The 24,430-nt window shown below is 70.2% G+C and carries 23 protein-coding genes and 1 tRNA gene; 9 read left to right on the forward strand and 15 right to left on the reverse strand.

Annotated features, from left to right (window positions below):
• Nucleotides 1–254: 254 nt before the first annotated feature.
• Both ACFXGJ_RS11590 and ACFXGJ_RS11595 read left to right on the forward strand, forming a co-directional pair.
• Complete coding sequence (locus tag ACFXGJ_RS11590) at nt 255–698, forward strand: Zn-ribbon domain-containing OB-fold protein (protein ID WP_378619313.1); 444 nt, start codon at nt 255–257, stop codon at nt 696–698.
• The gene (locus ACFXGJ_RS11595; protein ID WP_378619316.1) at nt 695–1,045 is read left to right on the forward strand and encodes a hypothetical protein; all 351 of its coding nucleotides are present in this window, start codon (nt 695–697) and stop codon (nt 1,043–1,045) included. The genes ACFXGJ_RS11590 and ACFXGJ_RS11595 overlap by 4 nt, the downstream gene beginning before the upstream one ends.
• Here the strand turns inward: ACFXGJ_RS11595 and ACFXGJ_RS11600 are convergent.
• The 3 genes from ACFXGJ_RS11600 to ACFXGJ_RS11610 form a co-directional block, all read right to left on the reverse strand.
• Nucleotides 1,013–2,413, reverse strand: coding sequence for a metallophosphoesterase (locus ACFXGJ_RS11600; protein ID WP_378619319.1), 1,401 nt, complete (start codon nt 2,411–2,413; stop codon nt 1,013–1,015). The genes ACFXGJ_RS11595 and ACFXGJ_RS11600 overlap by 33 nt on opposite strands.
• Nucleotides 2,414–2,488: 75 nt before the next feature.
• Nucleotides 2,489–3,337, reverse strand: a complete 849-nt coding sequence (locus ACFXGJ_RS11605) for an alpha/beta fold hydrolase (RefSeq protein ID WP_378619321.1) — start codon at nt 3,335–3,337, stop codon at nt 2,489–2,491.
• Entirely contained in the window at nt 3,334–5,118 is a 1,785-nt protein-coding gene (locus ACFXGJ_RS11610) for an amidohydrolase family protein (protein WP_378619323.1), read from the reverse strand. Before ACFXGJ_RS11610 ends, ACFXGJ_RS11605 begins: the two co-directional genes overlap by 4 nt.
• Nucleotides 5,119–5,281: 163 nt before the next feature.
• On the opposite strand from ACFXGJ_RS11610, the gene ACFXGJ_RS11615 reads away from it, so the two are divergent.
• Complete coding sequence (locus ACFXGJ_RS11615) at nt 5,282–5,488, forward strand: bacterioferritin-associated ferredoxin (protein ID WP_378619326.1); 207 nt, start codon at nt 5,282–5,284, stop codon at nt 5,486–5,488.
• A 58-nt stretch (nt 5,489–5,546) separates the two neighbouring features.
• Nucleotides 5,547–6,032 carry a bacterioferritin gene (gene bfr, locus ACFXGJ_RS11620; RefSeq protein ID WP_378619329.1) on the forward strand — a complete coding sequence of 162 codons (486 nt, stop codon included), beginning with the start codon at nt 5,547–5,549 and terminating at the stop codon, nt 6,030–6,032.
• A gap of 56 nt (nt 6,033–6,088) precedes the next feature.
• Here the strand turns inward: bfr and ACFXGJ_RS11625 are convergent.
• Both ACFXGJ_RS11625 and ACFXGJ_RS11630 read right to left on the reverse strand, forming a co-directional pair.
• Nucleotides 6,089–6,159 (reverse strand) — tRNA-Cys (locus ACFXGJ_RS11625).
• 140 nt (nt 6,160–6,299) lie between these two features.
• Complete coding sequence (locus tag ACFXGJ_RS11630; RefSeq protein ID WP_378619333.1) at nt 6,300–7,487, reverse strand: MFS transporter; 1,188 nt, start codon at nt 7,485–7,487, stop codon at nt 6,300–6,302.
• Nucleotides 7,488–7,594: 107 nt separating this feature from the next.
• Here ACFXGJ_RS11630 and ACFXGJ_RS11635 point away from each other — a divergent pair, with 107 nt between their 5' ends.
• The 3 genes from ACFXGJ_RS11635 to ACFXGJ_RS11645 all read left to right on the forward strand — a co-directional run bounded on the left by ACFXGJ_RS11635 (nt 7,595) and on the right by ACFXGJ_RS11645 (nt 9,914).
• Nucleotides 7,595–8,407, forward strand: a complete 813-nt coding sequence (locus ACFXGJ_RS11635) for an SDR family NAD(P)-dependent oxidoreductase (RefSeq protein ID WP_378619337.1) — start codon at nt 7,595–7,597, stop codon at nt 8,405–8,407.
• Nucleotides 8,408–8,495: 88 nt separating this feature from the next.
• Nucleotides 8,496–9,026, forward strand: coding sequence for a MarR family winged helix-turn-helix transcriptional regulator (locus tag ACFXGJ_RS11640; protein WP_378619340.1), 531 nt, complete (start codon nt 8,496–8,498; stop codon nt 9,024–9,026).
• Nucleotides 9,027–9,053: 27 nt separating this feature from the next.
• The gene (locus tag ACFXGJ_RS11645; RefSeq protein WP_378619343.1) at nt 9,054–9,914 is read left to right on the forward strand and encodes a hypothetical protein; all 861 of its coding nucleotides are present in this window, start codon (nt 9,054–9,056) and stop codon (nt 9,912–9,914) included.
• A gap of 21 nt (nt 9,915–9,935) precedes the next feature.
• Here the strand turns inward: ACFXGJ_RS11645 and ACFXGJ_RS11650 are convergent, their stop codons facing one another.
• The 5 genes from ACFXGJ_RS11650 to ACFXGJ_RS11670 are packed head-to-tail and all read right to left on the reverse strand — an operon-like array spanning nt 9,936 to nt 15,369.
• Nucleotides 9,936–10,712, reverse strand: a complete 777-nt coding sequence (locus ACFXGJ_RS11650) for an enoyl-CoA hydratase (RefSeq protein WP_378619345.1) — start codon at nt 10,710–10,712, stop codon at nt 9,936–9,938.
• Nucleotides 10,705–11,616 carry a 3-hydroxyisobutyrate dehydrogenase gene (mmsB, locus tag ACFXGJ_RS11655; RefSeq protein WP_378619348.1) on the reverse strand — a complete coding sequence of 304 codons (912 nt, stop codon included), beginning with the start codon at nt 11,614–11,616 and terminating at the stop codon, nt 10,705–10,707. Before mmsB ends, ACFXGJ_RS11650 begins: the two co-directional genes overlap by 8 nt.
• 3 nt (nt 11,617–11,619) lie before the next feature.
• Nucleotides 11,620–12,702, reverse strand: a complete 1,083-nt coding sequence (locus ACFXGJ_RS11660) for an enoyl-CoA hydratase/isomerase family protein (RefSeq protein WP_378619351.1) — start codon at nt 12,700–12,702, stop codon at nt 11,620–11,622.
• The gene (locus ACFXGJ_RS11665) at nt 12,699–13,847 is read right to left on the reverse strand and encodes an isobutyryl-CoA dehydrogenase (protein ID WP_378619353.1); all 1,149 of its coding nucleotides are present in this window, start codon (nt 13,845–13,847) and stop codon (nt 12,699–12,701) included. Before ACFXGJ_RS11665 ends, ACFXGJ_RS11660 begins: the two co-directional genes overlap by 4 nt.
• Nucleotides 13,848–13,854: 7 nt before the next feature.
• Nucleotides 13,855–15,369, reverse strand: a complete 1,515-nt coding sequence (locus tag ACFXGJ_RS11670; RefSeq protein WP_378619356.1) for a CoA-acylating methylmalonate-semialdehyde dehydrogenase — start codon at nt 15,367–15,369, stop codon at nt 13,855–13,857.
• 234 nt (nt 15,370–15,603) lie between these two features.
• Between ACFXGJ_RS11670 and ACFXGJ_RS11675 the strand changes: the two genes are divergently transcribed.
• Nucleotides 15,604–16,377: an SDR family NAD(P)-dependent oxidoreductase gene (locus ACFXGJ_RS11675; protein ID WP_378619358.1), complete on the forward strand. Its 774-nt coding sequence runs from the start codon at nt 15,604–15,606 to the stop codon at nt 16,375–16,377.
• Here the strand turns inward: ACFXGJ_RS11675 and ACFXGJ_RS11680 are convergent, their stop codons facing one another.
• Nucleotides 16,378–17,112 carry an SWIM zinc finger family protein gene (locus ACFXGJ_RS11680; RefSeq protein ID WP_378619360.1) on the reverse strand — a complete coding sequence of 245 codons (735 nt, stop codon included), beginning with the start codon at nt 17,110–17,112 and terminating at the stop codon, nt 16,378–16,380.
• On the reverse strand, nt 17,109–19,946 hold the full coding sequence (locus ACFXGJ_RS11685) for a DEAD/DEAH box helicase (RefSeq protein WP_378619363.1): 2,838 nt from the start codon (nt 19,944–19,946) through the stop codon (nt 17,109–17,111). Before ACFXGJ_RS11685 ends, ACFXGJ_RS11680 begins: the two co-directional genes overlap by 4 nt.
• A gap of 102 nt (nt 19,947–20,048) precedes the next feature.
• Here ACFXGJ_RS11685 and ACFXGJ_RS11690 point away from each other — a divergent pair, with 102 nt between their 5' ends.
• Complete coding sequence (locus ACFXGJ_RS11690) at nt 20,049–20,366, forward strand: hypothetical protein (protein WP_378619367.1); 318 nt, start codon at nt 20,049–20,051, stop codon at nt 20,364–20,366.
• 87 nt (nt 20,367–20,453) lie between these two features.
• Here ACFXGJ_RS11690 and ACFXGJ_RS11695 read toward each other — a convergent pair whose 3' ends face one another.
• From ACFXGJ_RS11695 to ACFXGJ_RS11705, 3 genes are all read right to left on the reverse strand, one after another.
• Entirely contained in the window at nt 20,454–21,995 is a 1,542-nt protein-coding gene (locus ACFXGJ_RS11695) for a trypsin-like peptidase domain-containing protein (RefSeq protein WP_378619369.1), read from the reverse strand.
• 85 nt (nt 21,996–22,080) lie between these two features.
• Nucleotides 22,081–22,917: a DUF5602 domain-containing protein gene (locus tag ACFXGJ_RS11700; protein ID WP_378619372.1), complete on the reverse strand. Its 837-nt coding sequence runs from the start codon at nt 22,915–22,917 to the stop codon at nt 22,081–22,083.
• 49 nt (nt 22,918–22,966) lie between these two features.
• On the reverse strand, nt 22,967–24,352 hold the full coding sequence (locus tag ACFXGJ_RS11705) for an FAD-binding oxidoreductase (protein WP_378619374.1): 1,386 nt from the start codon (nt 24,350–24,352) through the stop codon (nt 22,967–22,969).
• Nucleotides 24,353–24,430: the final 78 nt, after the last annotated feature.

Genomic DNA, 24,430 nt, shown 5'->3' on the forward strand with positions numbered 1-24,430 from the left:
CGGGGCGGTTGGTGCGGGCGCGTGGGCGGGCCACCCCCCCGGCGCCCCCCCCCGCGGTTTCCCCCTAGGGGGCGGGTCCTCGACCAGGCTCGATCGTCGAACGCGAGGCCACCACAGGCGCCCTCGACGAGGGGAGCAGGTAGGTACCCCCATCGAAAACAGGTAGGTATCCCCGTAGTTCTGCCCTCACGAGCACGGGCGGGCGAGACGACAGTGTGATCCATATCACCCACCGCCACCCGCCGAGGATTCCGATGCAGCCGAACACGCTCGAGCCCCCACTCAGACCGTCCGACACCGCGCGACCGCGCACCCTCGCGTCGGATGCGCTGCTCCTCAAGCGCTGCGCGCACTGCGCCACGCTGCTCGCACCGACGTCCGCGACGTGCACCACCTGCCGGGGCTCCGAGCTCGACACGGTGCCGTCGACCGGTTCGGGATCGATCGTGTCCTGGAAGCCGGCACCCGTCCCGACGCACGAGCCTCAATCCGGCCCGACTCCCCCGGTCGTTGCCATCGTCCGGCTCGACGACGGCCCGCGGATCTACACCTGGGTCGAGGGCGAGGTCACCGCCGCGACCGACGGTGCCGTGCGGGTCACGTTCCGTCCGACACCCCCGGGCGAGCGGTTCCCCGTGTTCGCCGTCAGCCCGGTGGCCGCCGACTCGGCGACGCCGTCGACGGCAGGTGCCGCGTGAGCGCCGGCGACGCGGATCGCATCCGCGCGTGGCGTCGACTGTCCGACTTCCTCGAACGAACCGGCGCCGTCAGCCCGCACGCCGGGTGGGTGATCAAGTTCGCGATCACGTGGGCACCGTTCGGCGGCGCGAGCCCTGCCGAACTCCTCGAGACGTTCGGCGTGACACCCGCCCGGTTCCTCCAGCTGCTCCGCGAGTCACTCGACCCGCACGGCGCCGCCGACCACGTGGCAACGGTCAAGCGTCAGCTGACCGACTCGCTGCTCGGCGCCTGGACGGCCGGCGGTCGCGCGCAGCCCGGCCGAGCGCCGGTGTCACGTCGCGGTCAGGCCCGAAAGGTCGCGTAGTACCACGTGGTTGCGGTCCTCGGCGGTGCCGAGGGTGTACTCGGGCATCTGACCGAAGAACTCCCCGCGACTGCGCTGACTCCACCGCCGAGCCTCGGCCGTGCGGGTCTTGTAGAAGTTGACCGTGTAGCCGCCCTCGTACACCCGCAGCAGGCTGTACCCGCCCGGATACTCCTTGACCGCACCGATCTCGAGGTACTCGACCGACGCCGCGTTGTCGGGCCGGGTGCGCCGATTCCGGTGCGTGTGCCCGCTGTGCTGCAGGAACACCCCGGGCGCCCGCAGGTAGAGCTCCTGGAGCTGCATCGAATCCGGCCTGTTCAGAACGAAACTCGGACCCGCCACGTTGGAGAACCCGGACTCCGCCGTCACCGGATGGTGACCGAACACCAGGGTCGGGCGGTCCGGGTCGGCCCGCAGCGCATCCCGGATCTGTGCCATCTGCGCGGGCTCGACGACTCCGCCCGAACCGTCGACCGCGGTGGTGTCGACCGACAACAGACGCAGACCGCCGAGGTCGAAGGACGCCATCACCTGCCGGGGCGAGAACACGTCACCCCAGCAGTCGTGGTGGTCGTTCGCGGCCGGCAGAACCGAACAGCCTGCGTAGTCGGCGCCGACGTGCGGGCGGTCGTGGTTGCCCCGACTGACGAAGTAGTCGGTGCCGGCGACGCCCCAGCCGTCGAGCAGCGCGCGGACGCCGGCCGAGTCCGTCGCCGACGCCTCGTCGGTCAGGTCGCCGGCCACCACCAGGTGGTCGGCGCCGCGGTCGGGCGCCCGGAGGTCGGCGAGCATCGCGGTCAGCATCACCTCGGGGTACGGCAGCAGGCCCGGTTCCTGCCGGAATCCCGGCGGCAGTCCGGCGGCGACGATGCCGCTGAGTTCCTCGCCGAAGTGCACGTCGTTGGACAGCGCGATCGTGCGCAGCAGGCGGCCGGGCGGCGGGACCAGCGCGGTGACTCGGCCGGTGGACTCCGCGGCGCCCGGCCTCCCCGTGGCAAGCAGCGCCGGGGCGGCGCGCAGCCCGTTCGAGTACGCCTCGAACCGGTACTCGCGCCCCGGCTCGAGGCCGTGCACCTCCGCGTAGTGGAACGGAGTGGGGTTGTCGTCGCGAAGGACCACCCGCGGCGCGGCGGGCGAATCCGCCGGGCCGAGCCGCAGTTCCGTGTCCGCGGCGAGCGGGAGCGGCATGCCGTGGTCGTCGACCCTCACCGCCGACACCGTCGCCCAGGTGACGACGATCGACGTGTCGGTGATCGTGACGACTTCCAGATCTCGCGCCCACATCGGTTCGGTGCCCGCGCGAGCGACACCGCCGCGTCCCCCGAGCACCGGCAGGACCGCAGCCGCGGCCAACAGCCCGATCACCTGACGTCGCGACGGCCCGCAGCAGTGCACGGGTGGGACAGTAACCCCGCGGGAGCGTGCCCGCAGGGCAATCCCTCAGGCCCGCTGCAGATGTGGTGCCAGCAGCGCGTCCAGCTGCTCCGGCGCCTCGTCGGGAATCCAGTGGCTCACCCCGCGCAGGGTCTCGAGGCGGTACGGGCCGGCGACGTACCTCCCGGTCAGCGCGGCACCCTTGGCCCCCAGCGCGGTGTCGCCGTCGCTCCACACGTGCAGCGTGGGCACGCGGACGCGCGCGGCGGTGTGTCCCGGTGTCGAGAACAGCATCGCCCGATACCAGTTCAATGCGCCGCGGGCCCGGCCCTGCTCGCGCATCGGCGCGAGGTCCCGGTCGGCGACCTCGACGCTCATCCCGCTGCGGAGAAGCTGGCGGCGCACCGCGTCGCCGGAGGCGAGCAGCCGTTCCGGCAGCCACGGCACCTGGAACGCGAACATGTACCAGGACTTGACGATCTGACTGCTGGTGAGGACCGCGCGCGCGAAGGCGGCGGGGTGGGGAACCGACAGCGCCGACAACGTGCGCACGAGGTCGGGGCGCTCGGCCGCCAGGTTCCAGGCGACGGCTGCGCCCCAGTCGTGCCCGACCAGATGCACGGGGCCGAGGTCCGCCTGCTCGATCAGTTCGACGACGTCGGCCGTCAGTTCCGCACGGCGGTAGGCCCACCGCGACCGCGGGCGGGCGCCGGGCGAGCACCCGCGCTGATTCGGAGCGAGGGTCCGGTAACCGCGGGCGTGCAACAGCGGCGCCAGTGCGTCCCAGGAACGCCAGTCCTGGGGGAACCCGTGCAGCAGGACCACGGGAACGCCGTCGATCGGGCCCTCGTCGCGGACGTCGAAGACGAGCCCGCCGCGGCGGTACGAGACGATGCGGCCGCTACCGGTGTTCACGCGTCGACTCCCACCCGGACCGCGCGGCGTTCCTTCGCGCCCGCGCGGAGGAATCGGCCGGTCCTCTCCACTCCGAAGCCGGGCTCGAATTCACCGTTGCGGTACACCAGCTTTCCGTTGATCACCGTGGCCACCGCGGCCCGGTCGCTGCGGTTGACCATCCGGCGCAGGCCGCCGTACTCGGCGACCGGCTCCTCGAACAGGCCGTCCACCGACTCGTCGAGTCCGGCCGGGTCGACGATCACCAGGTCGGCGCGGTCACCCTCGCGCAGGTGGCCGGCGTCGATTCCGTACCAGTCCGCGAGCTCGCCGGTGAGCCGGTGGACGGCCCGCTCGACGGTGAGGAAGGGCTTGCGTTCGGACTGGGCGTCCTTGACCCGCTTGAGAAGTCGGATCGGATAGTTGTAGAACGCCATGTTGCGCAGATGGGCGCCCGCGTCCCCGAATCCCATCTGGACACCGGAGCTCGCGGCGAGTCGGCGTGCGAGCTTGGGCCGATGGTTCGCGATGGTGGTGCGCCACCGCAGCGTCGAGCCGTACTCGACGACGAGGTCGAGGTAGGCGTCGACCGGGTGGACGCCCCTCTCGTCACCCACCCGACCGAAGGTCTTGCCGATGATCGTCTCGTCCGGGCAGCCGACGATCACCGCGTCGTAGAAGTTGCGGTGCCAGATCCGCGGGGAGAACTTGTTGTCGTAGTCCTTGCGGAACCAGCGGCGGTACTCCTCGTCCTGCAGCAACGCATTCCGCTCGACCTGATCCTTGAGGTGCAGCGCGGCGGCGCCGGCGCCGAACTCCTCGAACACCACGAGGTCGATGCCGTCCGCGTACACCGTGAACGGCACCGGCAGGTGCTGCCACCTGAAGTCGGTCCTGGCGAATCGGTTGAGAAACGGTGCCGCGGTGAGCATGAAGTACACGATCGCCGGGTAGGCCTTCGAGTCGGCGCCGGACAGCAGCGAGGTCTTGAGCGGCCGCTTCCGTCCGATCGCGGAACTCTCGGCGAAGAAGGCGGCGACGTTGGGGTGCAGGTTGATCGTCGGCGCGCTCTGCAGGATCTTGCCGCGATCGCGCAGGATGCGGTTGAGGAAGCGGAACTCGCGCCAGCGCGCATAGGTCGAGGGCAACGAGCGCGACCGGTACTCGTCGCCGTCGATCTTGTCGAGGGCGTTGGTCATCGAGGACAGCCCGAGGAATCCGGCGTCGATCGCCTCGGTGAGCATCGACCCCATCCGGTCGAGTTCGGCGGCGCTGGGCTTGGTCTTCCGGTCGGTGCCGCGACCGAGTCCGAGGACGTGGGTGCGGATGTCGGAATGGCCGATGAAGCCGGCGACGTTCGGGCCGAGCGGCAGCTCGTCGAGGGCCTCGACGTACTCGGCGGGCCCACTCCAGGTCTTGTTCTCCTCGAGGATCCGCAGCACCGAGCCGTGCGGCACCGCCTCGACCCGACTGAACAGGTCGGCGCATTCGCGCGGCGTGGAGTACACGGTGGACAGGGAGCAGTTGCCGAGGACGACGGTGGTGACCCCGTGCCTTACCGACTCCGGCAGACCGGGGCTGACGAGCGCCTCCGCGTCGTAGTGCGTGTGGACGTCCACGAACCCGGGCAGCACCCACTTGCCCGCGGCGTCGAGCACCTCGGTGCCGGGGCCGGCGGGCAGCGGTTCGGCCGAGACGACCGCGACGACGCCGTCGCGGATGCCGAGGTTGCGGACCAGCGGCCGGTCGCCGGTCCCGTCGAACCACAGTCCGCCGTTGACCACGATGTCGAACTCGGCCATGTCGCGCTCCTCACATCAGTTATGTGTTACCAGAGGTTACGGACGTTGCCGAGCGGAAGTCAACGGCGGCGCTTCGAATCGACCGGTTAGGCTAACCTTTCCAATCGCGGCCGGTTAGTGTAGCCTTCCCTGAGGATCGGAGCACTGCCGGAGGAACTACCAGATGTACGCATGCATTTGCGCGGGCACCAGCGAAGAACAGGTGCAGCTGTGCATCGCTGCCGGGGCACACACCTCGAAGCAGGTCGCCATGGGATGTGGTGCGGGCAAGGGTCGAAACTGCGGACTCTGCCGCGACCGCATCAAGTCGATGATCGAAGACCATCTCTCGAACTGCGAGGTCGAACAGGTCGAACAGATCAGCGCGTGAACTCGCCCGCTGGGAGTTAGGCTGAATCCACGGTTCAGCCCACCCCAGCGGAGGTGTCATGCGCGGCGACGACGAGGTAATCGCACTTCTGAACGACCAGCTCACAAGCGAACTGACCGCGATCAACCAGTACTTCCTGCACTCCAAGATGCAGGCCAACTGGGGTCTGACCAAGCTCGCAGAGAAGACGCGCCAGGAATCGTTCGAGGAGATGCAGCACGCGGAGCTGCTGACCGACCGGATCCTCATGCTCGAAGCCTTGCCGAACTACCAGCGCATCCTCCCGCTGCGCGTCGGCCAGACCATCAGGGAACAGTTCACCTCCGACCTGGCCATCGAGGTCGAGGTCGTCGAGCGGCTACGCCCCGGGATCACCATGTGCCGGGCGAAGGGTGATCACACCAGCGCGGGCCTGTTCGAGAAGATCCTCGCCGAGGAAGAGGATCACGTCGACTACCTCGAGACGCAGCTCGAGCTGATCGACAAGCTCGGCGAGCAGCTCTACCTCGCGCAGCTCGTGGACCAGCCGCCCAGCGTCGGCTGACCCCGGACAGGAGATCGGGGCCGCAGGGACATGTCCCTGCGGCCCCGATCCGTGCGAGCGGATGACGGGATTCGAACCCGTGTGAACGGCTTTGCAGGCCGGTGCCTAGCCACTCAGCCACACCCGCATCGGTGAACGACTCTGCCGCAGCGCACCCGCCTCGACCAGCGTTGCGCTCAGCCTGATCCGAACTCCTCCCCAACGTCACATCGGTTCACGTGAGGCGAACCGATGTGGCACTGGGGAACCAGGGGTGGCGGGGTCGGGTCAGGCGCGACGGACCGCGAGCACCGCACTGAACCCGGCCGCGCACAACGCGAACACCACCGAGCAGACCACGAACGCGGTACCGCCGAGCGTGGTCAGACCCAACGCGGTGGTCCCGGCTCCGGTGCCGATGTAGAGCACCGAGTTGTTCCAGGACACCGCGGGTGCGCGCCGCTCCGCCATCACCGTCGTCAGGTACACCTGCGCGGTGCTGAAGAAGGCGGTGCCGCAGAAGAAGGAGAGCACGAATCCCGCCAGCGCCCACTGCCAGGTGTCGGCCGTGGTCGCGATCGCCAGCGCGGCCGCCAGGATCAGCCCCCACCCGACGCTCAGCTGCGAGACGTGCCTGCCTGCCGAGGTCCACCGGTCGATCAGCGGACCGGCGACGAGCGAACCGATCAGCGAGCCGATCCCGACCACCATTCCCACCAACCCCAGCACCCCGGTGCCGAAGCCGAACTTGGTGGCGAACAACGCGCCCGCGTACGCATAGGTGCCCAGCCGCGCCGCCTGCACGAAGAAGTTGCCGGCCATGATGGTCCGGAACACCCCGACCTTCCACAGCCCGAAGGACGACCGCAGCGCGGCCAGTGGCCGACCCGGAGCCCCTGTCACCCGGACCGATTCGCGCAGCCGCAATGCGATCAGCGTGCCCGCGACCGCCAGGCCCAGCGCGACCGCCGCGAACGCGAACCGCCAGCTCGACGCGGCGGCGGCGAACGTCGCCAGCGGCACCCCGACGATCTGGCCACCGGCGTAGGCGGCGGAGCCACCCGCGATGGCGCGGCCACGCTCGCGGGGCGCCGCGGTCTCGGCCAGGTAGGCCCACATCGCCGGACCGACCAGCGCCCCACCGATTCCGCCGACGGCCCGTGCCGCGAGCAACCACCCCAGCCCCGGCGCGACCGCGCACAACAGTTCCCCGGTCGCGAAAACGGCTATGCCGGACAGGATCACCCGCCGCCGCGGCAGGTGTTCGGTCAGTGCACCGACGAGCGGGCTGGCGATCGCATAGGCCAGGCCGAACACCGTGACCACCCACGCGGTGGCAGCGATGCTGGTACCGAAGTCCCTGGAGATGGTCGGCAGCAGCGGGGAGGCGAGGAACAGTTCCGCCCCCATGAGAAAGAACACCGCCCGGATCAGCGCATGCTGGCGCCACGGCGTCTGCAGTTCGGTCAAAGTCATAGCCTCCGCGGGAACCGTACTTCGCCACCGCGTGGAGACCACCGACGGCTCCCGCTGACGGGGAACACCCCTCCCAGGCTCGCGATCTCGCCCCTTACGGTGCGGACATGACGACACTCGACCTGCGGGACCTGGCCGGAACCACCGCCGTGGTGACCGGCGCCGCCTCCGGCATCGGCGCGGCGGTTGCGCGCCGCGCCGCCGACCTCGGCATGCGCGTGGTGCTCGCCGACCTCGACGCCGAGGGGCTCGAGCGCGTCGCCGCCGAACTCGCGGGCGCCGACGTGCTCACGGTCCGCTGCGACGTCACCGATCCCGCCGACGTGGACCGCCTGGCCGCCGCGACCGCGGACCGATTCGGACCGGTCCGGCTGCTGGTCAACAACGCCGGAATCGAGCGCACCGGCCGACTGTGGGAACTGGACCCGGACCGCTTCGAGCGGCTGCTCGCGGTGAACGTGTCGGGGGTCTTCCACGGCATCCGCTCGTTCGTGCCGCGGATGCTCGCCGACGGCGGGGAGGCGATCATCGTCAACACCGCGTCCGTCGGTGCCGTCACCACCATGCCGGCGCAGGCCGCCTACGTGGCGAGCAAGCACGCGGCGCTGGCGTTGACCGAGTGCCTGGCGGTCGAACTCGCCGAGGTGGACGCGCCGATCCGGGTCGCGGCGTTCCTGCCGGGCCCCGTGCACACCGACATCTACGCCAAGGCCGAGGCCAGCGGCGACGCGGGCGACGCCCTGCGCGCCCGGATGCGGGACTACCTGCGCGATCGCGGCGTCACCCCGGCGGCCGCCGCCGACGCCCTGTTCGACGGCCTGGCCTCCGGCGAGTTCTGGATCTTCACCGACCGCGAGCGCGCCGACGAACTGCTGAAGGCGCGCGCAGACAAGCTGACCGGCCACCTCCCGCCGGTGTAGGCACCGCGCGTCTGTGCGCGCACTTCACCCCGACTGGGGTACACCGCGCGCACGGGCGGCGGCGCCGCGTCGTGGGATGATGGCGGGCATGCCGTCACAACCGCTCCCGCTCGACCCGATCGAGGAGGCCCACCGCCAGTGGGAAGAGCACGGTTGGGGTGAGGTCGCCGACGGGATGGCCGCCGTCACCTCGCTCATGCGCGCGCAGCAGATCATGATGGCCCGGGTGGAGGAGGTCCTCAAGCCCACCGGGCTGACCTTCTCACGCTACGAACTGCTGACCCTGCTGACCTTCACCCGCACCGGCGCGCTGCCGATGGCGAAGGCCAGTGCGCGACTGCAGGTTCACCCGACCAGCGTCACCAACGCCGTCGACCGGCTCGAGGCCGCCCAGCTGGTCCGCCGGGTACCGCACCCGAGCGACCGCCGCGCCACCCTGGTCGAAATCACCCAGGCCGGACGAGATTTGGCGCTCGCCGCGACCGAGCAGCTCAACGAGCAGGTGTTTGCGCGCCCCGGACTGTCCGCGGATAAACTCGACAGCCTCGTGCGGATTCTCGCGGAGCTGCGTCGGGCCGCCGGCGACTTCGACACCGGGGACGCACCCACCAAATGGTGACCTTCGACAGCGGCGAGGAGTGCGACGGTGGTGCTGGTTCTCGGCGTGTCTGCGGGCGCGAGTGGGGCTCGTGCGGTGCTCGCGCATTCGGATCGACCCCACCACGAACCGCTGGCGCGCTGCGACGTTCGGCGGCGGCCTGGTAGCGCCATCGGCGAGCCGGTGATCTCCGCGATCCGCACCCTCCGTGCCACGGCGGTCGAACAGGCCGAGCTGGTAACGGCCACCGCGGTCACCCTGCGCACCGGCATCGACCCCGAGGTGGTCGAGTTCGCGACCACCGCCACCACACGGATCCACGTGCGGGTGCTGCCCGAAACATCGGCCCAGCTCCGGTATCTGCGGTTCACCGGTCAGCTCCCCCGGCGCGGCTCGGTGGTGCTCTACGACGTGGGCGGCTCCGGACTGTCCGCCTGCGTGGCCGACGCCCCAACCGGCGAGGTCCTGACCGCGCGGCGCAGTGCGGTGGTCGGCGGCGATCAACTGGACCGGCTGCTGCAAGACCACCTGGCCGAGGGCGGCGTGCGACTCGAGCTCACCGCCTGCCGAGACCTCAAGGAACAGTTGGCGTTCGAGCGGGTCGTCACCGCGGCCGACCCGAACACCGGCGCCGCCGTCGTGCTGACGAACAACGACCTTGCCGTGCTCACGCGGGAGGGCGTCATGCACTCGGTGTCCCTGCTGCGCACCATGATCCGCGAGTCGCGCTCCACACCGTCGGCGGTCGTGCTGCTCGGGGGCGGCGGACAGGTCGCCTCACTGCGCCACTGGCTCGAGACCTTTCTCCGACTCCCGGTCACCCTTCCCGCGGAGCCGGCGTCGGTGGCGGGGCGCGGAGCGGTGCTCCTCGCCGCCGCCTCGGCCGGGTCGATGCTGCCTCGTTGGTAGCGATCGCCCGGCCGGTGCCGCTCAGCTGTGGGTGAAGTGCGGCGACCGCTTCTCGACGAAGGCGGCCATCCCTTCCTTCTGATCGGCGGTCGCGAACGTCGAGTGGAAGACGCGGCGTTCGAACTTCACGCCCTCGGCCAGCGTGGTCTCGAACGACCGGTTGACGGCCTCCTTCGCCATCATCGCGATCGGCAGCGACATCTCGGCGATCGTGTTCGCGGCCGCCAACGCCTCGTCGAGCAGGTCGGCCGCGGGCACGATGCGCGAGACCAGCCCGGCTCGCTCGGCCTCCGCCGCGTCCATGGTTCGACCGGTCAGGCACATGTCCATCGCCTTCGCCTTGCCGACGGCCCGCGTCAGTCGCTGCGAGCCACCGATTCCCGGGATCACGCCCAGCGTGATCTCGGGCTGACCGAACTTCGCGGTGTCGGCCGCGATGATGAAGTCGCACAGCATCGCGAGTTCGCAGCCGCCGCCGAGGGCGTAGCCGGCGACCGCCGCGACGATCGGCGTGCGGACGGACGAGAGCCGGTCCCACTGGGAGAACAGGTCTTCCGCGTGGACGTCGGCGAACGTCTTCGGCTGCATCTCCTTGATGTCGGCGCCCGCCGCGAACGCGCGCTCGGACCCGGTGAGCAGGATCGCCCCGACCGCGGGGTCCGCGTCGAACTCCTCGACCGCCGCGACGACCTCGCGCATCAGCTGGCTGTTGAGCGCGTTCAGCGCCTTCGGCCGGTTCAGCGTGACGATCCCGACGCGGCCCTTGCTCTCGACGAGGATGGTTTCGAACTCACTCACTGGCGTTCTCCTGGCTGGAACGGGTACGGATGTCGGTCACGATGGCGGAGAAGTCCAGCCCGCCGCCGCCGCCGGTGTTGAACCGGTGGTACAGCTCCGCGGCGCGCAGGCCCAGCTCGGCGTCCACGCCGTTGGCGCGCACCGCATTCGCGGCCAGGCCCAGGTCCTTGTCCATCAAGGCGGCCGCGAAGCCGGGCTGGTAGTCGTTGTTCGCCGGGGTGGTCGGCACCGGTCCGGGGACCGGGCAGTTGCTGGTCAGCGCCCAGCACTGGCCGGACGCGTTGGAGGCGACGTCGAACAGGGCCTGGTTGGTCAGACCCAGCTTCTCACCGAGCACGAACGCCTCGCTGATCGCGATCATCGAGACGCCGAGAATCATGTTGTTGCAGATCTTGGCGGCCTGTCCCACGCCGGAATCGCCGCAGTGCACGACCTTTCGGCCCATCACGTCGAGCAGCGGGTGCGCGGAGGCGAAGTCGGCCTCGGAGCCGCCGACCATGAACGCCAACGTCCCGGCCGCGGCACCGGCGACGCCACCGGAGACGGGGGCGTCGACGGCGCGGTGTCCGGCCTGCTGCGCCTTGTCGTGGGCGGCCCGCGCGTCGGCGACGTCGATGGTGGAGCTGTCCACGAAGAGGGTGTTCGGCCGCGCGGCGGGCAGGATCTCGTCGTACAGGTCGAGGACCAGCCGCCCGTTGGGCAGCATGGTGATCACGACGTCCGCATCCCGCACGGCGTCGACCGCCGTCTCCGCCAGGGCGAGACCGTCCTTGGTCGCCTGTTCCTGCGCTGCGGGGACCGGGTCGTACCCGGTCACCGGGTAGCCGGCCTTGACGAGGTTGGCGGCCATCGGCCCGCCCATGTGACCGAGCCCGAGGAACGCAACCGTCGGCTGTGTGCTCATCTGTCAGATCCCTTCGAGATCGGGTGCGGCGAGACCCAGTTCGAGCTCGCCGAGCGGCTGGAAGTAGCGGTCCACGTCGGCGGCGGTCACGTCGGCGAGGGTGGCCGGCGACCACGCCGGGTTGCGGTCCTTGTCGATCACCTGCGCACGAATGCCCTCGACGAGGTCGTGCGAGGAGAGTGCCGCCGCGGAGACCCGGAACTCCTCGTTCAGGACCTCCTCGAGGCTGCCGAGGGTGCGGGCGTGGCGGAGCGAGCGCAAGGTGACCTTCAGGGCCACCGGCGACTTGGCGAGAACCTGCTCGGCCGCCTTCGTGGCCTCGGGCACGCCAGCGGACTGCAGTCGCAGGACGATCTCCTCCACCGTGTCCGCCGAGTAGGCGGCGTCGATCCACGATCGCTGCGCCAGCAGCGGGGACTCCGGCGCGGGACGCTCGAACTGCGCCAGCGCATCCGCGACCGAGCCGGATTCGAGGGCGGTCACGAAGCCGCCCAGCGACTCCGACGGCACGAAGTGATCGGCGAATCCGAGCGCGATCGCGTCGCCGGCGTCGAGGCGACCGGTGGTCAGGGCGACGTGGGTGCCGATCTCGCCGGGTGTGCGCGAGAGCAGGTAGGTGCCGCCGACGTCGGGCACGAAGCCGATGCCGGTCTCCGGCATCGCGATCGAGGAGCGCTCGGTGACGACACGGACGCTGCCGTGCGCGGAGATCCCGACGCCGCCGCCCATCACGATGCCGTCCATGATCGCGACGTACGGCTTGGGGTACCGGCCGATCGCGGCGTTGAGGACGTACTCGTCGCGCCAGAACTCGCGCGATCCCGTCCGCCCGAACTTCGCGTCGTCGTGGATCGCGACGATGTCGCCGCCCGCGCAGAGTCCGCGCTCGCCCGCGCCGTCGACCACGACCGCGTGCACGTCGGGGTCCGACTCCCACTCGAGCAGGGCCGTCGCCATGGACCGCACCATCGCGTGATTGAGCGCGTTGATCGCCTTGGGACGGTTGAGCGTCAGCCGGCCCAGACCTCCCGTCCGCTCGACGAGCACCTCGCCCTCGTTCACCGGAGCCTCGTTTGCCTCGCTCACGCCGCGCCCGCCTTTCCCACCACGCTGCGGGCGATGACCACCCGCATGATTTCGTTGCTGCCCTCCAGGATCTGATGAACCCGCAGATCCCGCACGATCTTCTCCAGACCGTACTCGGCGAGATAGCCGTAGCCGCCGTGCATCTGCAGGGCCCGGTTCGCCACCTCGAAGCCGGTGTCGGTGGCGAAACGCTTCGCCATCGCGCACAGTTCGACCTTGTCGGGCGCGTCCTCGTCGAGTGCCGCCGCGGCCCGCCACAGCAGGGTGCGGGCGGCCTCGAGTTCGGTGCGCATGTCGGCGAGCTGGAACTGCAGGGCCTGCGAATCCAACAGCGCCGCACCGAAGGCCCGCCGCTGCGCGAGGTAGTCGACTGCCATGGTCAGCGCGGCCTGTGCGCCGCCCACCGAGCAGGCGGCGATGTTGAGCCTGCCGCCGTTCAGCCCGGACATGGCGATCTTGAAGCCGTCGCCCTCGGCGCCGAGCCGGTTCGCGGCCGGCACCCGCACCTCGTCGAGGATCACCTGCCGGGTGGGCTGCGCGTTCCAGCCCATCTTCTTCTCGTTGGCACCGAAGGAGAGTCCGGGCGAGTCCTTCGGCACGACGAACGCCGAGATGCCGCGGGGACCCGCTGCCCCGGTGCGGGCCATCACCACGTAGACCTCGGAGGTGCCCGCACCGGAGATGAACTGCTTGACCCCGGTCAGCAGGTAGTCGTCGCCGTCCCGAACCGCCTTGGTGGACAACGCCGCCGCGTCCGAACCGGCACCCGGCTCGGTGAGGCAGTAGCTGCCGAGCTGGTCCATCGAGCACAGTCCGGGCACCCACTGGCGACGTTGCTCGTCGGTGCCGTAGGTGTCGATCATCCAGGTCACCATGTTGTGGATGGAGACGTACGCGGCGATCGACGGGTCGCCGGTGGCGAGCTGTTCGAAGATGCGGGCGGCGTCGAGACGGGTCAGTCCCGACCCGCCCACGTCCTCGCCGATGTAGATGCCGCCCATGCCGAGCGAGGCGGCCTTGCGCAGCACGTCCACCGGGAAGTGCTTGGCCTGGTCCCATTCGATTGCGTTGGGGGCCAGGTACTCCGCGGCGAAGTCGCGCGCGGTGTCGCTGATCGCCCGCTCGTCGTCGGTCAGGGTGAACATGTCGGTCCTAGTCCATCGTGGGGATGACGAAGTGGTTGCCCGTCGACTCGGCTTCTTCCTTCTTGCCCGAAGGCCAGCGCTGGGTGACCGTCTTGGTCTTGGTGTAGAAGCGAATCGAGTCCGGGCCGTGCTGGTTGAGGTCACCGAAACCGGAGGCCTTCCAGCCGCCGAAGGTGTGGTACGCGATCGGAACCGGGATCGGCACGTTGATGCCGACCATCCCGACCTGGACGCGGGTGGCGAAGTCGCGCGCGGTGTCACCGTCGCTGGTGAAGATCGCGACCCCGTTGCCGTACTCGTGATCGGTCGGCAGCGCGAGCGCCTCCTCGTAGTCGTGTGCGCGCACGACCTGCAGCACCGGGCCGAAGATCTCCTCCTTGTACACCCGCATGTCCTTGGTGACCTTGTCGAGCAGGGTCGCGCCGGTGAAGAAGCCGTCGCCCGCCCCGTCGATGGTCTGGTCGCGGCCGTCGACGACCACCTCGGCGCCCTCGTCGATGGCGATCTGGACGTAGTCGGTGACCCGCTGGACGGCATCCGAGGACACGAGCGGGCCGAAGTCGACGCCCTTGTCGTGCGAGTGGCCGACGTTGAGCTTGTACACCCGCTCGGTCAGCTTCTCGACGAGCTTGTCCGCGGTGTCCTCACCGACGGGCACGGCCACCGAGATGGCCATGCAACGCTGGCCGGCGGAGCCGTAGCCGGCGCCGATCAACTGGTCGGCCACGTCGTCGAGGTCGGCGTCGGGCATCACGATCGCGTGGTTCTTGGCGCCGCCGAAGCACTGCGCGCGCTTGCCGTTGGCGGTGGCGGTCTCGTAGATGTACTGCGCGATCGGGGTGGACCCGACGAAACCGACGGCCTTGATGCGCGGGTCGTGCAGCAGCGCGTCGACGGACTCCTTGTCGCCGTTGACCACGTTGAACACGCCCGCCGGCAGGCCGGCCTCGACGAACAGTTCGGCGAGCCGCAGCGGCACCGACGGGTCACGCTCGGACGGCTTGAGCACGAAGGCGTTGCCGCAGGCCAGTGCCGGACCGGCCTTCCACAGCGGGATCATCGCCGGGAAGTTGAACGGGGTGATCCCGGCGACCACGCCGAGGGGCTGGCGCATGGAGTAGACGTCGATGCCGGTGCCCGCGCTCTCGGTGTACTCGCCCTTGAGCAGATGCGGGATGCCGATGGCGAACTCGATCACCTCGAGGCCGCGCTGGATGTCCCCCTTGGCGTCGGGGACCGTCTTGCCGTGCTCGGAGGACAGCAGTTCCGCGAGCGAGTCCATCTCGTCGTTGACGAGCGCGACGAACTTCATCAGCACCCGGGCCCGCTTCTGCGGATTGAACGCCGCCCACTCGCGCTGCGCCTCGGCCGCGTTGGCGACGACGGCCTCGACCTCGGACTTGCTCGCGAGCGGCACCCGGGCCTGGACCTGGCCGGTGTTCGGGTCGTAGACGTCGCCGAACTTGCCGGAAGTGCCGGGGACGCGCTTGCCACCGACGAAATGCGTGAGTTCCTGAACCATTTTCCTGACCCGTTCTCGCTCGACGGACGCCCCGACCGGCCCCCACGGGGCGGCCGAGCGCGCAGTTCTGAATATGTTGCCATCCTATAGTTGGATGTCCATGTATGTCTAGATGTGCTTCGCTCCCGTGCGCGATCCGTACCCCCACCGGGGTGCTCCGCGCGCACAGTCGGCGTAGCCGCTGAGCGGGAGAGTGGGCTTGTCGCTGCCGACGGACGGGCGGACGCTGGATTCATGTCTGAAACCACCAAGACCTCCCTCACGACCGCCGTCGTCGTCACCGGCGGCGCCTCCGGCATCGGCCTGGCGTCCGCCCGCGCGCTCGCAGAGGCAGGCCGCCCCGTCGCGCTCTGGGACCTCAACGAGGCCAAGGCCAAGTCCGAGGCCGACACCATCGCCGCCGAGTTCGGTGTCGCCGCCATCGGCGTCGGCGTCGACCTCAGCAACCCGGACCTCTACGCCGACGCGCTGGCCACCACCCGCGCCGCACTGAAGAACATCGGCGGACTCGTCCATGCCGCCGGCGTCGTCGACCAGGGTTCGCTCGAGGGCGTCACCGTGGACGTGTGGGATCTGGGCATCAACACCCACCTGCGCCCGCTGGTCCTGCTGACCAAGGAGCTGCTGCCGGACTTCCAGGCGAACCCGGGCTCGGCGATCGTCGGCATCTCGTCGATCAACGCGCACCTCGGCAACGCGATCAACCCCGTGTACTCCGCGGCCAAGGGCGGCATGCTCGCGGTCGTGCGCTCGCTCGCGGACCGGCTCGGCCCCGAGGGCATCCGCATCAACTGCGTCTCCCCCGGCCAGATCCTGACCCCGATGCTGCAGCCCACCGTCGACCTGCTGCCCCCGGGCACCTTCGAGCGCCGCATCCTGCTCGAGCGCCTCGGCCAGCCGGAGGAGGTCGGCCACGCCGTGCGGTTCATGCTCTCCGACGAGGCCAGCTACATCACCGCCTCCGAGCTGGTGGTCGACGGCGGCAACATCTCCTCGCAGCGGATGTAGTCAGTCCCGCCCGAGGATCCGGTACAGGTCGTCGAGGTCCCGCAACGCCCCGGCGACGAGCGGTTCCTCGACGCCCACCCCGCGCAGCGCCTTACGCAGCAGCGCGGGGTTCAGGTCCTCGGGCGCGGGCCGGAACTCCTCGGACGGCAGGGCCGGCAGCGTGGTGCGGTCACCGAAGTAGTCGTCGACGTCGATCGCGAAGTCCTCGCCGTCCGACTCGACACCGCGGATCATCGCGTCCAGATCCAGGCCCCGCAGCGTCAGGATCGTCAGCGGGTCCGTGTCGAGTCGCTCGGCGGTCAGGTACACCAGCGCCGCGGCGTGCTTGCACGGCCAGCCCGGGTCGGGGCAGGTGCATCCGAAGTCGAGTTCGCCGGACTCCTGAGGCAGCAGCACCTCGCCGAGTTCGGCGGGCACGGTGCCCGCGGCGAGCGCGCCGAGCATCCCCGGGGTGCGCCGGACCCGGTCGATCAGCCCGTCGACGACGTCGGGGTCCAGTGGGCGCAGCGTGACCGTCGCGGTGAACGGATCGATCTGACTGCCCTGCACCTCGCCGACGACCGCCCCCGGCGCGAGCCGGTAGCTGATCACCTGACCGGCGCGGGCGTGGCCGCGACCGCGGCTGATCCGGCCAGGGTCCGCGATGCGCTCGATCGACGACACCAGGGCGCGCCCCCACCACGGCTGCGTGAACGCCCTACGACGGACCGGGCCGCGACCTCCCGCCGCAGTCATTCGCCCACCGCGTCCCGGCTCAGGTACATCAGCTCGCGCAGTTCCTCGGTGCTCATCTCGGTGATCCACTTCTCGCCGGCACCGACCGCGAGGTCGGCGAGCTCCGACTTACTGGTGATCATCGCGTCGATCCGCTCCTCGAGGGTACCGACGCAGACGATCTTGCGGACCTGCACGTCGCGCCGCTGGCCGATGCGGAAGGCGCGGTCGGTGGCCTGGTTCTCCACCGCCGGATTCCACCAGCGGTCCAGGTGCACAACGTGATTGGCCGCGGTGAGGTTGAGTCCGGTGCCACCCGCCTTCAGCGAGAGCAGCATGATCGGGCTGCCCCCGGCCTGGAAGTCGTGCACCATGGCGTCCCGCCTGCCGCGCGCGACGCCGCCGTGCAGGAACGGAACCTCGGTGCCGAACCGTTCCGCCAGGTACGGCGCGACGATCGACCCGAACTCACGGAACTGGGTGAACAGCAACACCCGTTCGCCGTCCGCGAGCACGGAGTCCACGATGTCCTCGACCAGCCCCAGCTTGCCCGACCGGTGCCTGCCGCGACGCTGCACCGCAGAGCCGTCGCCGAGGAAGTGCGCCGGATGATTGCAGACCTGCTTGAGCCGGGTGAGCGCGGCGAGCACCACGCCCTTGCGTGCGATGCTCTCGACGTCGCGAAGCCTGGCGACCATGTCCTCGACCACCGCCTTGTACAGCGCAGCCTGTTCGACGGTGAGGTTGGCGCGCACCGTCATCTCGAACTTGTCGGGCAGGTCGGAGATCACCTCGGGGTCGGTTTTGACCCGCCGCAGCACGAACGGTGAGGTCACCGCGCGCAGCCGGGTGAGCACACCCTCGTTGCGCTCACGCTCGATGGGGACCGCGAAGCGGGCCCGGAACTGGTTCACGCTGCCCAGCATGTTCGGGTTCACGAAGTCGAGGATCGAGCGCAGTTCGTCGAGCCGGTTCTCGACCGGGGTGCCGGTCAGCGCGAGGCGATGCCGCGCCGGCACCGCCCTGGCGGCGCGGGCCTGCGCGGTGGTCGCGTTCTTGACGTGCTGCGCCTCGTCCAGCACCACCCGGTCCCACGCCGTCTCACGCAGCGCCGCCACGTCGCGGGCGAGCAGCGCGTAGGTGGTGATGACGAGGTCGTGCCCGGCGGCCGCGGCGCCGAGGGCCGTGCCCCGCAGCCGGTCGACGCCGTGGTGGACGTGCACGCGCAGGCCCGGCGTGAACCTGGCCGCCTCGCGCTGCCAGTTGCCCACCACCGACATCGGACACACCAGCAGGGTCGGTCCCGGACGCGGCCGGCCGCCGGTGCGCTCGTGGGCGAGCAGCGCCAGCAGCTGGACTGTCTTGCCGAGCCCCATGTCGTCGGCCAGCACGGCGCCGAGCCCGAGGCCGCTCATGTACGCCAGCCAGTCGAGACCGCGGCGCTGGTACGGCCGCAGCGTGGCGTCCAGCCCGGCCGGGACCGGGACCTCGACCGGCCTCTCCTGCGAATCGAGCAGGGCCGCAACCCATCCGGTGGAACTGATCTCCTCGACCGGTATCGGCGGGGGCTCCTGGGCGGTGAGTTCGCCGAGCAACTGGCCGAGCGTGTGCTCACGTTCGGGCTGCTGCCGGGTGACGTACTCGGCGGCCTTCGCCAGGACGGCGTGATTCGCCTGCACCCACTGGCCGCGCAGCCGGACCAGGTCGGTCTTGGCGCGGGTCAGCTGCGCCATCTCGGCGTTGGTGAGCACCATCTCGCCGAGGGCGAGTTCCCAGTTGTAGGACACCAGTTGTCCGAGGCCGACGGCGCGCTCGTCGGTGTCCAGCAGGACCGCCGGGCTCGACACCCGCAGCCGCAGCGACGGTGAGGCGACCGTCCAGGCCCGGGGCAGCAGCACGGTGACGCCGGCGTCGGCCAGTGCCGTCGCGCCGTGCGCCACGAGGTCGGTGACCACCGCGAGCGGGAGCAACAGGTCCAGGCTGTCCCGGTCGGAGGGCACGCCGCTCAGCCGAGGATAGGCGGCCATGGCCTCGCCCAGCTTGCGGACACCGATCTTGAGCGAGGCCGGGTCGGAGAGGTGCACGGGCACGGGGGCCGGCGCCTCACCGGCCGGGCGCAGGCACACCTCGAGGCGCCACAGGGCGTCGTCGGGAGCGTGCTCGTCACCGTCGACGTCCTCGGGCTCCACGAGCCGCAACACCAGGTCGGGTTCGTCGACCGCGAGGCTCTGCCGCCACTCCTGCAGGTTCGTGGCGACCTGTTGGGTGCCCTCCGCCAGCGTGGTGTCGGTGAGCAGCGCGTGCAGCAGCGGGTGTCGAGCGTCGCGTTCGCGCAGGGCCCGCCGCACGATCGGATCGGTGATCTCGAAGATGAAATCTTCCAGCGTCTTTCGGGCGCCACCCGCTCCGCGGAGGACGCCGGGCATGGCGACGACCAGCTCGGAGACCCAGGCCCGCTGGCGTTCGCCGCCGACCAGGCGCCAGCGCACCCACCACTGCCCGTCCTCGCGGACCACCTCGGGCACCACCCGGCCGGCGTGCACCCAGCGCCGCACGCCCCGTGCGACGTGTGCGAGGAACCGGAGGTCGCCGGACAGCCGGGGGTCGTCGGTCGGCAGGCCGAGCAGCACCTCGACCGCGGCGGCCGGGGCGAGCGCGAGCGCGGGCAGCGTGAGCTCGGCGAGGGTGCCGTCGCCGTTGGGCAGGGAGACCGTCACCCGATGCCGGGGCCTGCGCTCGAGCGCGCGCCCCAGTGCCCCCGCCTCCGGGAGCAGGTCGGTGCCGGACGACTGCGCCGCGCCGCCGTCGCGCCACAGCATCAACCCCGATCCGGGAGACCAGAGCGCGTGCACCATCACACCATCCAATCACCCGGCACCGACGGCCCCCGCCGGCACTGGATTTCTCGGCGTGACCAGCGAGATAATGGCCATTGGCCACCAGGTCGGGAGCGGCGAATGACCATACTGATTCAGGTCCTCGAGCAGGGCTACTCGCAAAGCACCCCGTGGGAACAGCGCCGATACCACTTCGTGGACGCGGCCCGGATCATCGGCATCCGACTCGACGGGCAACTCGGCGTATGGATCGACATGGCCCGCCCCGGCGAGTCGCATCAGCTGGCGGTCGCGGTGGACGCGGAGAACACCATCTATTTCATGCTGCGGGCGTTCGACAAGATCGCGAACTGCGAACGCCTGGGCGGCTCGTGGTTGATCGGCCACGACGGCACCGACTTCAACTCCATCCAGGCGTCCCCGTACGGGACGACCTAGCGGCGGACGGCGCGAGCGCCGGATGCCTCACCCCTCGAGATGCATCCGGCGCCCGCGACACGGCCTCCCCCGTCGCCTCCGATACCCCTACAGTCCGACCGCGAAGCTGTTGACCACTCGATCGGCTGCGGCGACGTCGTCCGCCGTGTTGGCCTGTACCGCGACCAGCGCGAGATAGCGGCCGTTGTCGGCCTTCGCCGCCACCACGATGTACTTCGCCTTGGTCGGGCCGCAGTTCTCCCACGCCTCGAACAGTCCCGTGTGCTGCGCGTCCCGATAGTCCATGCGACCGCGCGAGGCGCAGCCGGACTCCGGCAGGCCCCGGGCAGCCCAGTCGAGCAGCTCGCCCGGCGAGGAGTTCCCGACCGCCTCCGTCGATGCGAGCACCGACGCGCCGACCGCACCCCACCCGTTCTTGTACTGCGCGATGTCCGAACTGACCTCGAGGCCGACGAAGCGGTTGTTCTTGTCGTCGACGAACGCACTGCCGTCCACCTGGGACCACGCCGGCGGGACATCGACGCGCACCGCTCCGGAATCGTCGGCGACGGTGGTGAATCCCCCGGCGTCGGCGGACTGCGCCGCTCCCCCGATGCCGGCGCTGACGGTGGTCGTGGGCGTGAGCGGCTCGCCGTTGAACTGGCCGCGGAGGTACTTTTCGCCCGCCGTCCGATACACCTCCACCGAGAGGGTCGAATCCTGCCCGTGCGTCTCGAGCACGCTGCAGTAGTCCGCAAGCGTGCCGTCCGCACCCAGGCTGACACCCTCCATGCTGGTGAGCAGGTCGCCCGGCTCGACCCCGGCCTTGTCCGCGGCCGAACCCGAGGACACCGAGTTGACCCAGACGCCGAGCCCCCGGCCGCCGTCGTCGACCAGCGCCTCCCCGTTGATGCCGAGGCTGAGTACGTTCTTGCCGGCCTCGAGATCCTTCACGATTCGCTGGACCTCGTCTCGGTGGATCGCGAGATTGGTGTCGTGTTGTTCGTCGCCCGCGTAGTTCACCCCGACGAGCTTCCCGTCGTGATCGACCAGCGGCCCACCGGAGTTGCCGCCGCGAATGCGGGCGTCGTGTTCGACGACGTGGTCGAGGGACGCCCAGGGCGTGTCGGCCGAGGTGTCGGCCTTCGAGACGATGCCCTTGGTCATGGTGAACGTCGGGTCGCCGAGCGGGAAGCCCACCGCGTACACCTCGTCGGCCGTCGAGACGGGGTCGTCACGAAAAGCGATGTAGGGCAGGTCGCCGCCCTCGATCTTCACCACCGCGAGGTCGAGGCACTCGGACGATCCGACCATCTTGGCGTTGAGGGTCTTGCTCCGATCTCCGTTCCGCCACACCTCGAGAGTGCCCGCGCCCGTGACCACGTGATTGTTGGTCAGCGCATAGCCGTCCGGTGAGATGAGAAAGCCCGACCCGCGACCGGCCGACTCGTAACCGCCCTCGGTGGGCGAGACGAAGGTGCCGAGCGCCTCGATCTGGATGGTCGCCGACTGCAGGCTCTGGAAGTCGACACCCCCGGACCCAGTCGATTCGGACTCGCCTCCGGTACCGATCGAGCACGAGGACAGGCACGCCGACGCGGTCGTTGCCGCGATGACCACCGCGAGGCGTCGACGACGGGTGTAGCGCATGAGAATTCCTTGGGGAGGCGCCGAATCGCATTCGGCGGTGGTGGAGTGGGGATCCGCGCAGCGCGGTCGACGACGGCCGGACGGCTCACGACGCCTGACGCATCGTCAGGCCGCCGAGCGCGATGACGTACTCGCGTGCCTGCTCGTCGAAGCGGACGGTGTAGACGGTCGGGTAGTAGCCGGTGCTCTGGTAGGAGGCCGGCTGCTTCACGTCCTCGCGCAGGGCGGGCCGGGTCTTCAGCCATTCCAGGGTCATCATCGGTTCGATGAAGGTGAACTTCCCGTCCCACGATCCGTTGAGGAGCACCTCGGTGAAGTCGAAGGAACCTGGAACCGCGTTGTCCGCAGCGTCGGTCCAGTGCAGCCCCATGAACGGCACCGCATTCGCCGCCGCAGGCCCCGGGGGTGGTGCGTAGCCCTGCGGAATGTACTTCGCATCCGGCAGATTCGCGGCCCGCTGCGCGAAATCCGGTGCGGTGGGATCGATGTCATGCTGGACCGCGTCCGTGTAGAAGTGCATGTCGAAGTGCGGTTTGCCGAAGAGCACCGTCGGCTCGTGGCCGTGGGGGTTCCAGTCGAGCATCACGTGATCGAATCCCGTGTCGGGCGCGTCCGAGGGCAACGCGAGCATCGACATCTGCGTCGTCGCGTCGGGACCGTCGGGCAGCCCGTCGAGTGCGGCCTCCGAGATCCGGATGCCGACCTCGGTGGGGCGGCCGGCGTCGTCGCTGACGACGTAGGTCCTGGACGTTCCGTGCCCCAGGGGGCTTTCCTCGCCCAGTCGGGTGCCCGCGGCGGCACCGGCACTGCCGGTCGACCCGGCGTGCGCGTGCGAGTGCGACGGTGCGTCGCCGCATCCGGCGAGCACGACGGTGGCGCACACCGCGACCGTCACGCAGGCAGCGGTCCTGATTGTGTTCATTGTGAAGCCTCTCGGTACCTTGGTTCGTCGTGTGTCGGCCGCCTCCGGTTCACACCGGGGTACGCACGACCTGGCCGACGCGCAGGACCCCGCGCGGGTCGTGCTCGTTCGCCAAAGCACTGAGCCAGTGCGCGGTGTCCTCGTCGTAGGACCGCGCGATGCGCGCCGGGTCGGCGCTGGCCGCGAAGTTGGGCAAGGTGGCTCCGGTGGTCCACGCCGCCACCGCCTCTTCGACGACGCGAGCGTGTTCGACGACCGACTGCGCGAGGGGCGGAGCCAGCACGCCCGCACCCATCAGCGCGAACGAGGCGTCCCGATGGCAGAAGGCGCTGCGGTGCCGTGGCTCGCGGGCCAGCGCGCCACCGAGCAGCCGGAGCTCGATCACCGTCTGCGGCGACCCGGATCCCGGTCCGGCCACCGCGAGCAGGGCGTCGACGGACTCGTGCGTCAGCGGCCCGGTGAGGCCGCTGAACTCGTGGACCGGCATCGGGTCGACCGGATCGGCGTGTATCGCGGAGAGCGCCGCATAGGGCATCGGGCCGACGGCATCGACCAGCGGGCTTGCCACCGCGCGCAGTCGCCCGATCAGAGCCTGCGCCTCGTGTTCCGGTGCGACACTCGCGAATCGGACGGCGAGCGTCAGCCGGCCGGCGAGGGGCGGCGGAATCTGCGGCAGCGACGGCAGTTGCAGGAACGCGATCGACGTCGAGCTGTGCTCGGGCAGGTCGCGGCACCAGTCGAGCCACGCATGCGCGACGTCCACGGCGTCCGATCCATCGAAATACAGTGCTCCACCGTATATTTGGGCGATCGGCAGCAGGTCGATCTCCACCGCAGTGACAATCCCCAGAGTTGCCTTGCCGCCGCGCAGGCCCCAGAACACTTCGGCATGCTCGTCGGGGGTGACACGCAGCTCCGCACCGTCACCGGTGACGAGGTCGAACGCCCGTACGTGGTCGGAGGACAGTCCGTAGGTCCGGACCAGCGGCCCGATTCCGGCGCCGGTGAGGAAGCCGGCGACACCGACGGTGGCGGAGGAGCCCGTCAGCGGCGCCAGGCCGTGCGGCGCCGCCGCGTCGAGGACGTCCTGCCAGATCGCCCCGGCCCCCACCCGCGCGGTGCGGGCGTGGGGGTCGACGACGCACCCGTTCAGTCGCCCGGTGTGCACCAGGAGGACGTCACCGTCGAGGGCGACCGCGCCGTGCCCGGTGCGCTGCACAGCGACCCGGAGACCGTGCTGGGCCGCGAACCGCACGGTCGCCGCGACGTCGTCCGTGTTCGCCACCGCGACCACCGCGCGCGGGGTGACCGGGATCGCCAGGTTCCACGGCGTGGCCAACTCGTATCCGGGTTCGCCGGGAAGGGCCACCGATCCGACGAGACGTGCACGCAACGACGCGATCGTTACATCGGCTGTCGAGGTCTGGAGTTCCATCGAAACTTCCTTTCGTTGTCCGCCTTCGGGACGTGAAAGGAAGAATGTCCGAGCCCACTTGGGTGGTTCTTGCATCCA

This window comes from Rhodococcus sp. NPDC059234 (assembly GCF_042754225.1).
In the GTDB taxonomy this organism is placed as follows: Bacteria; Actinomycetota; Actinomycetes; order Mycobacteriales; family Mycobacteriaceae; genus Rhodococcus_G.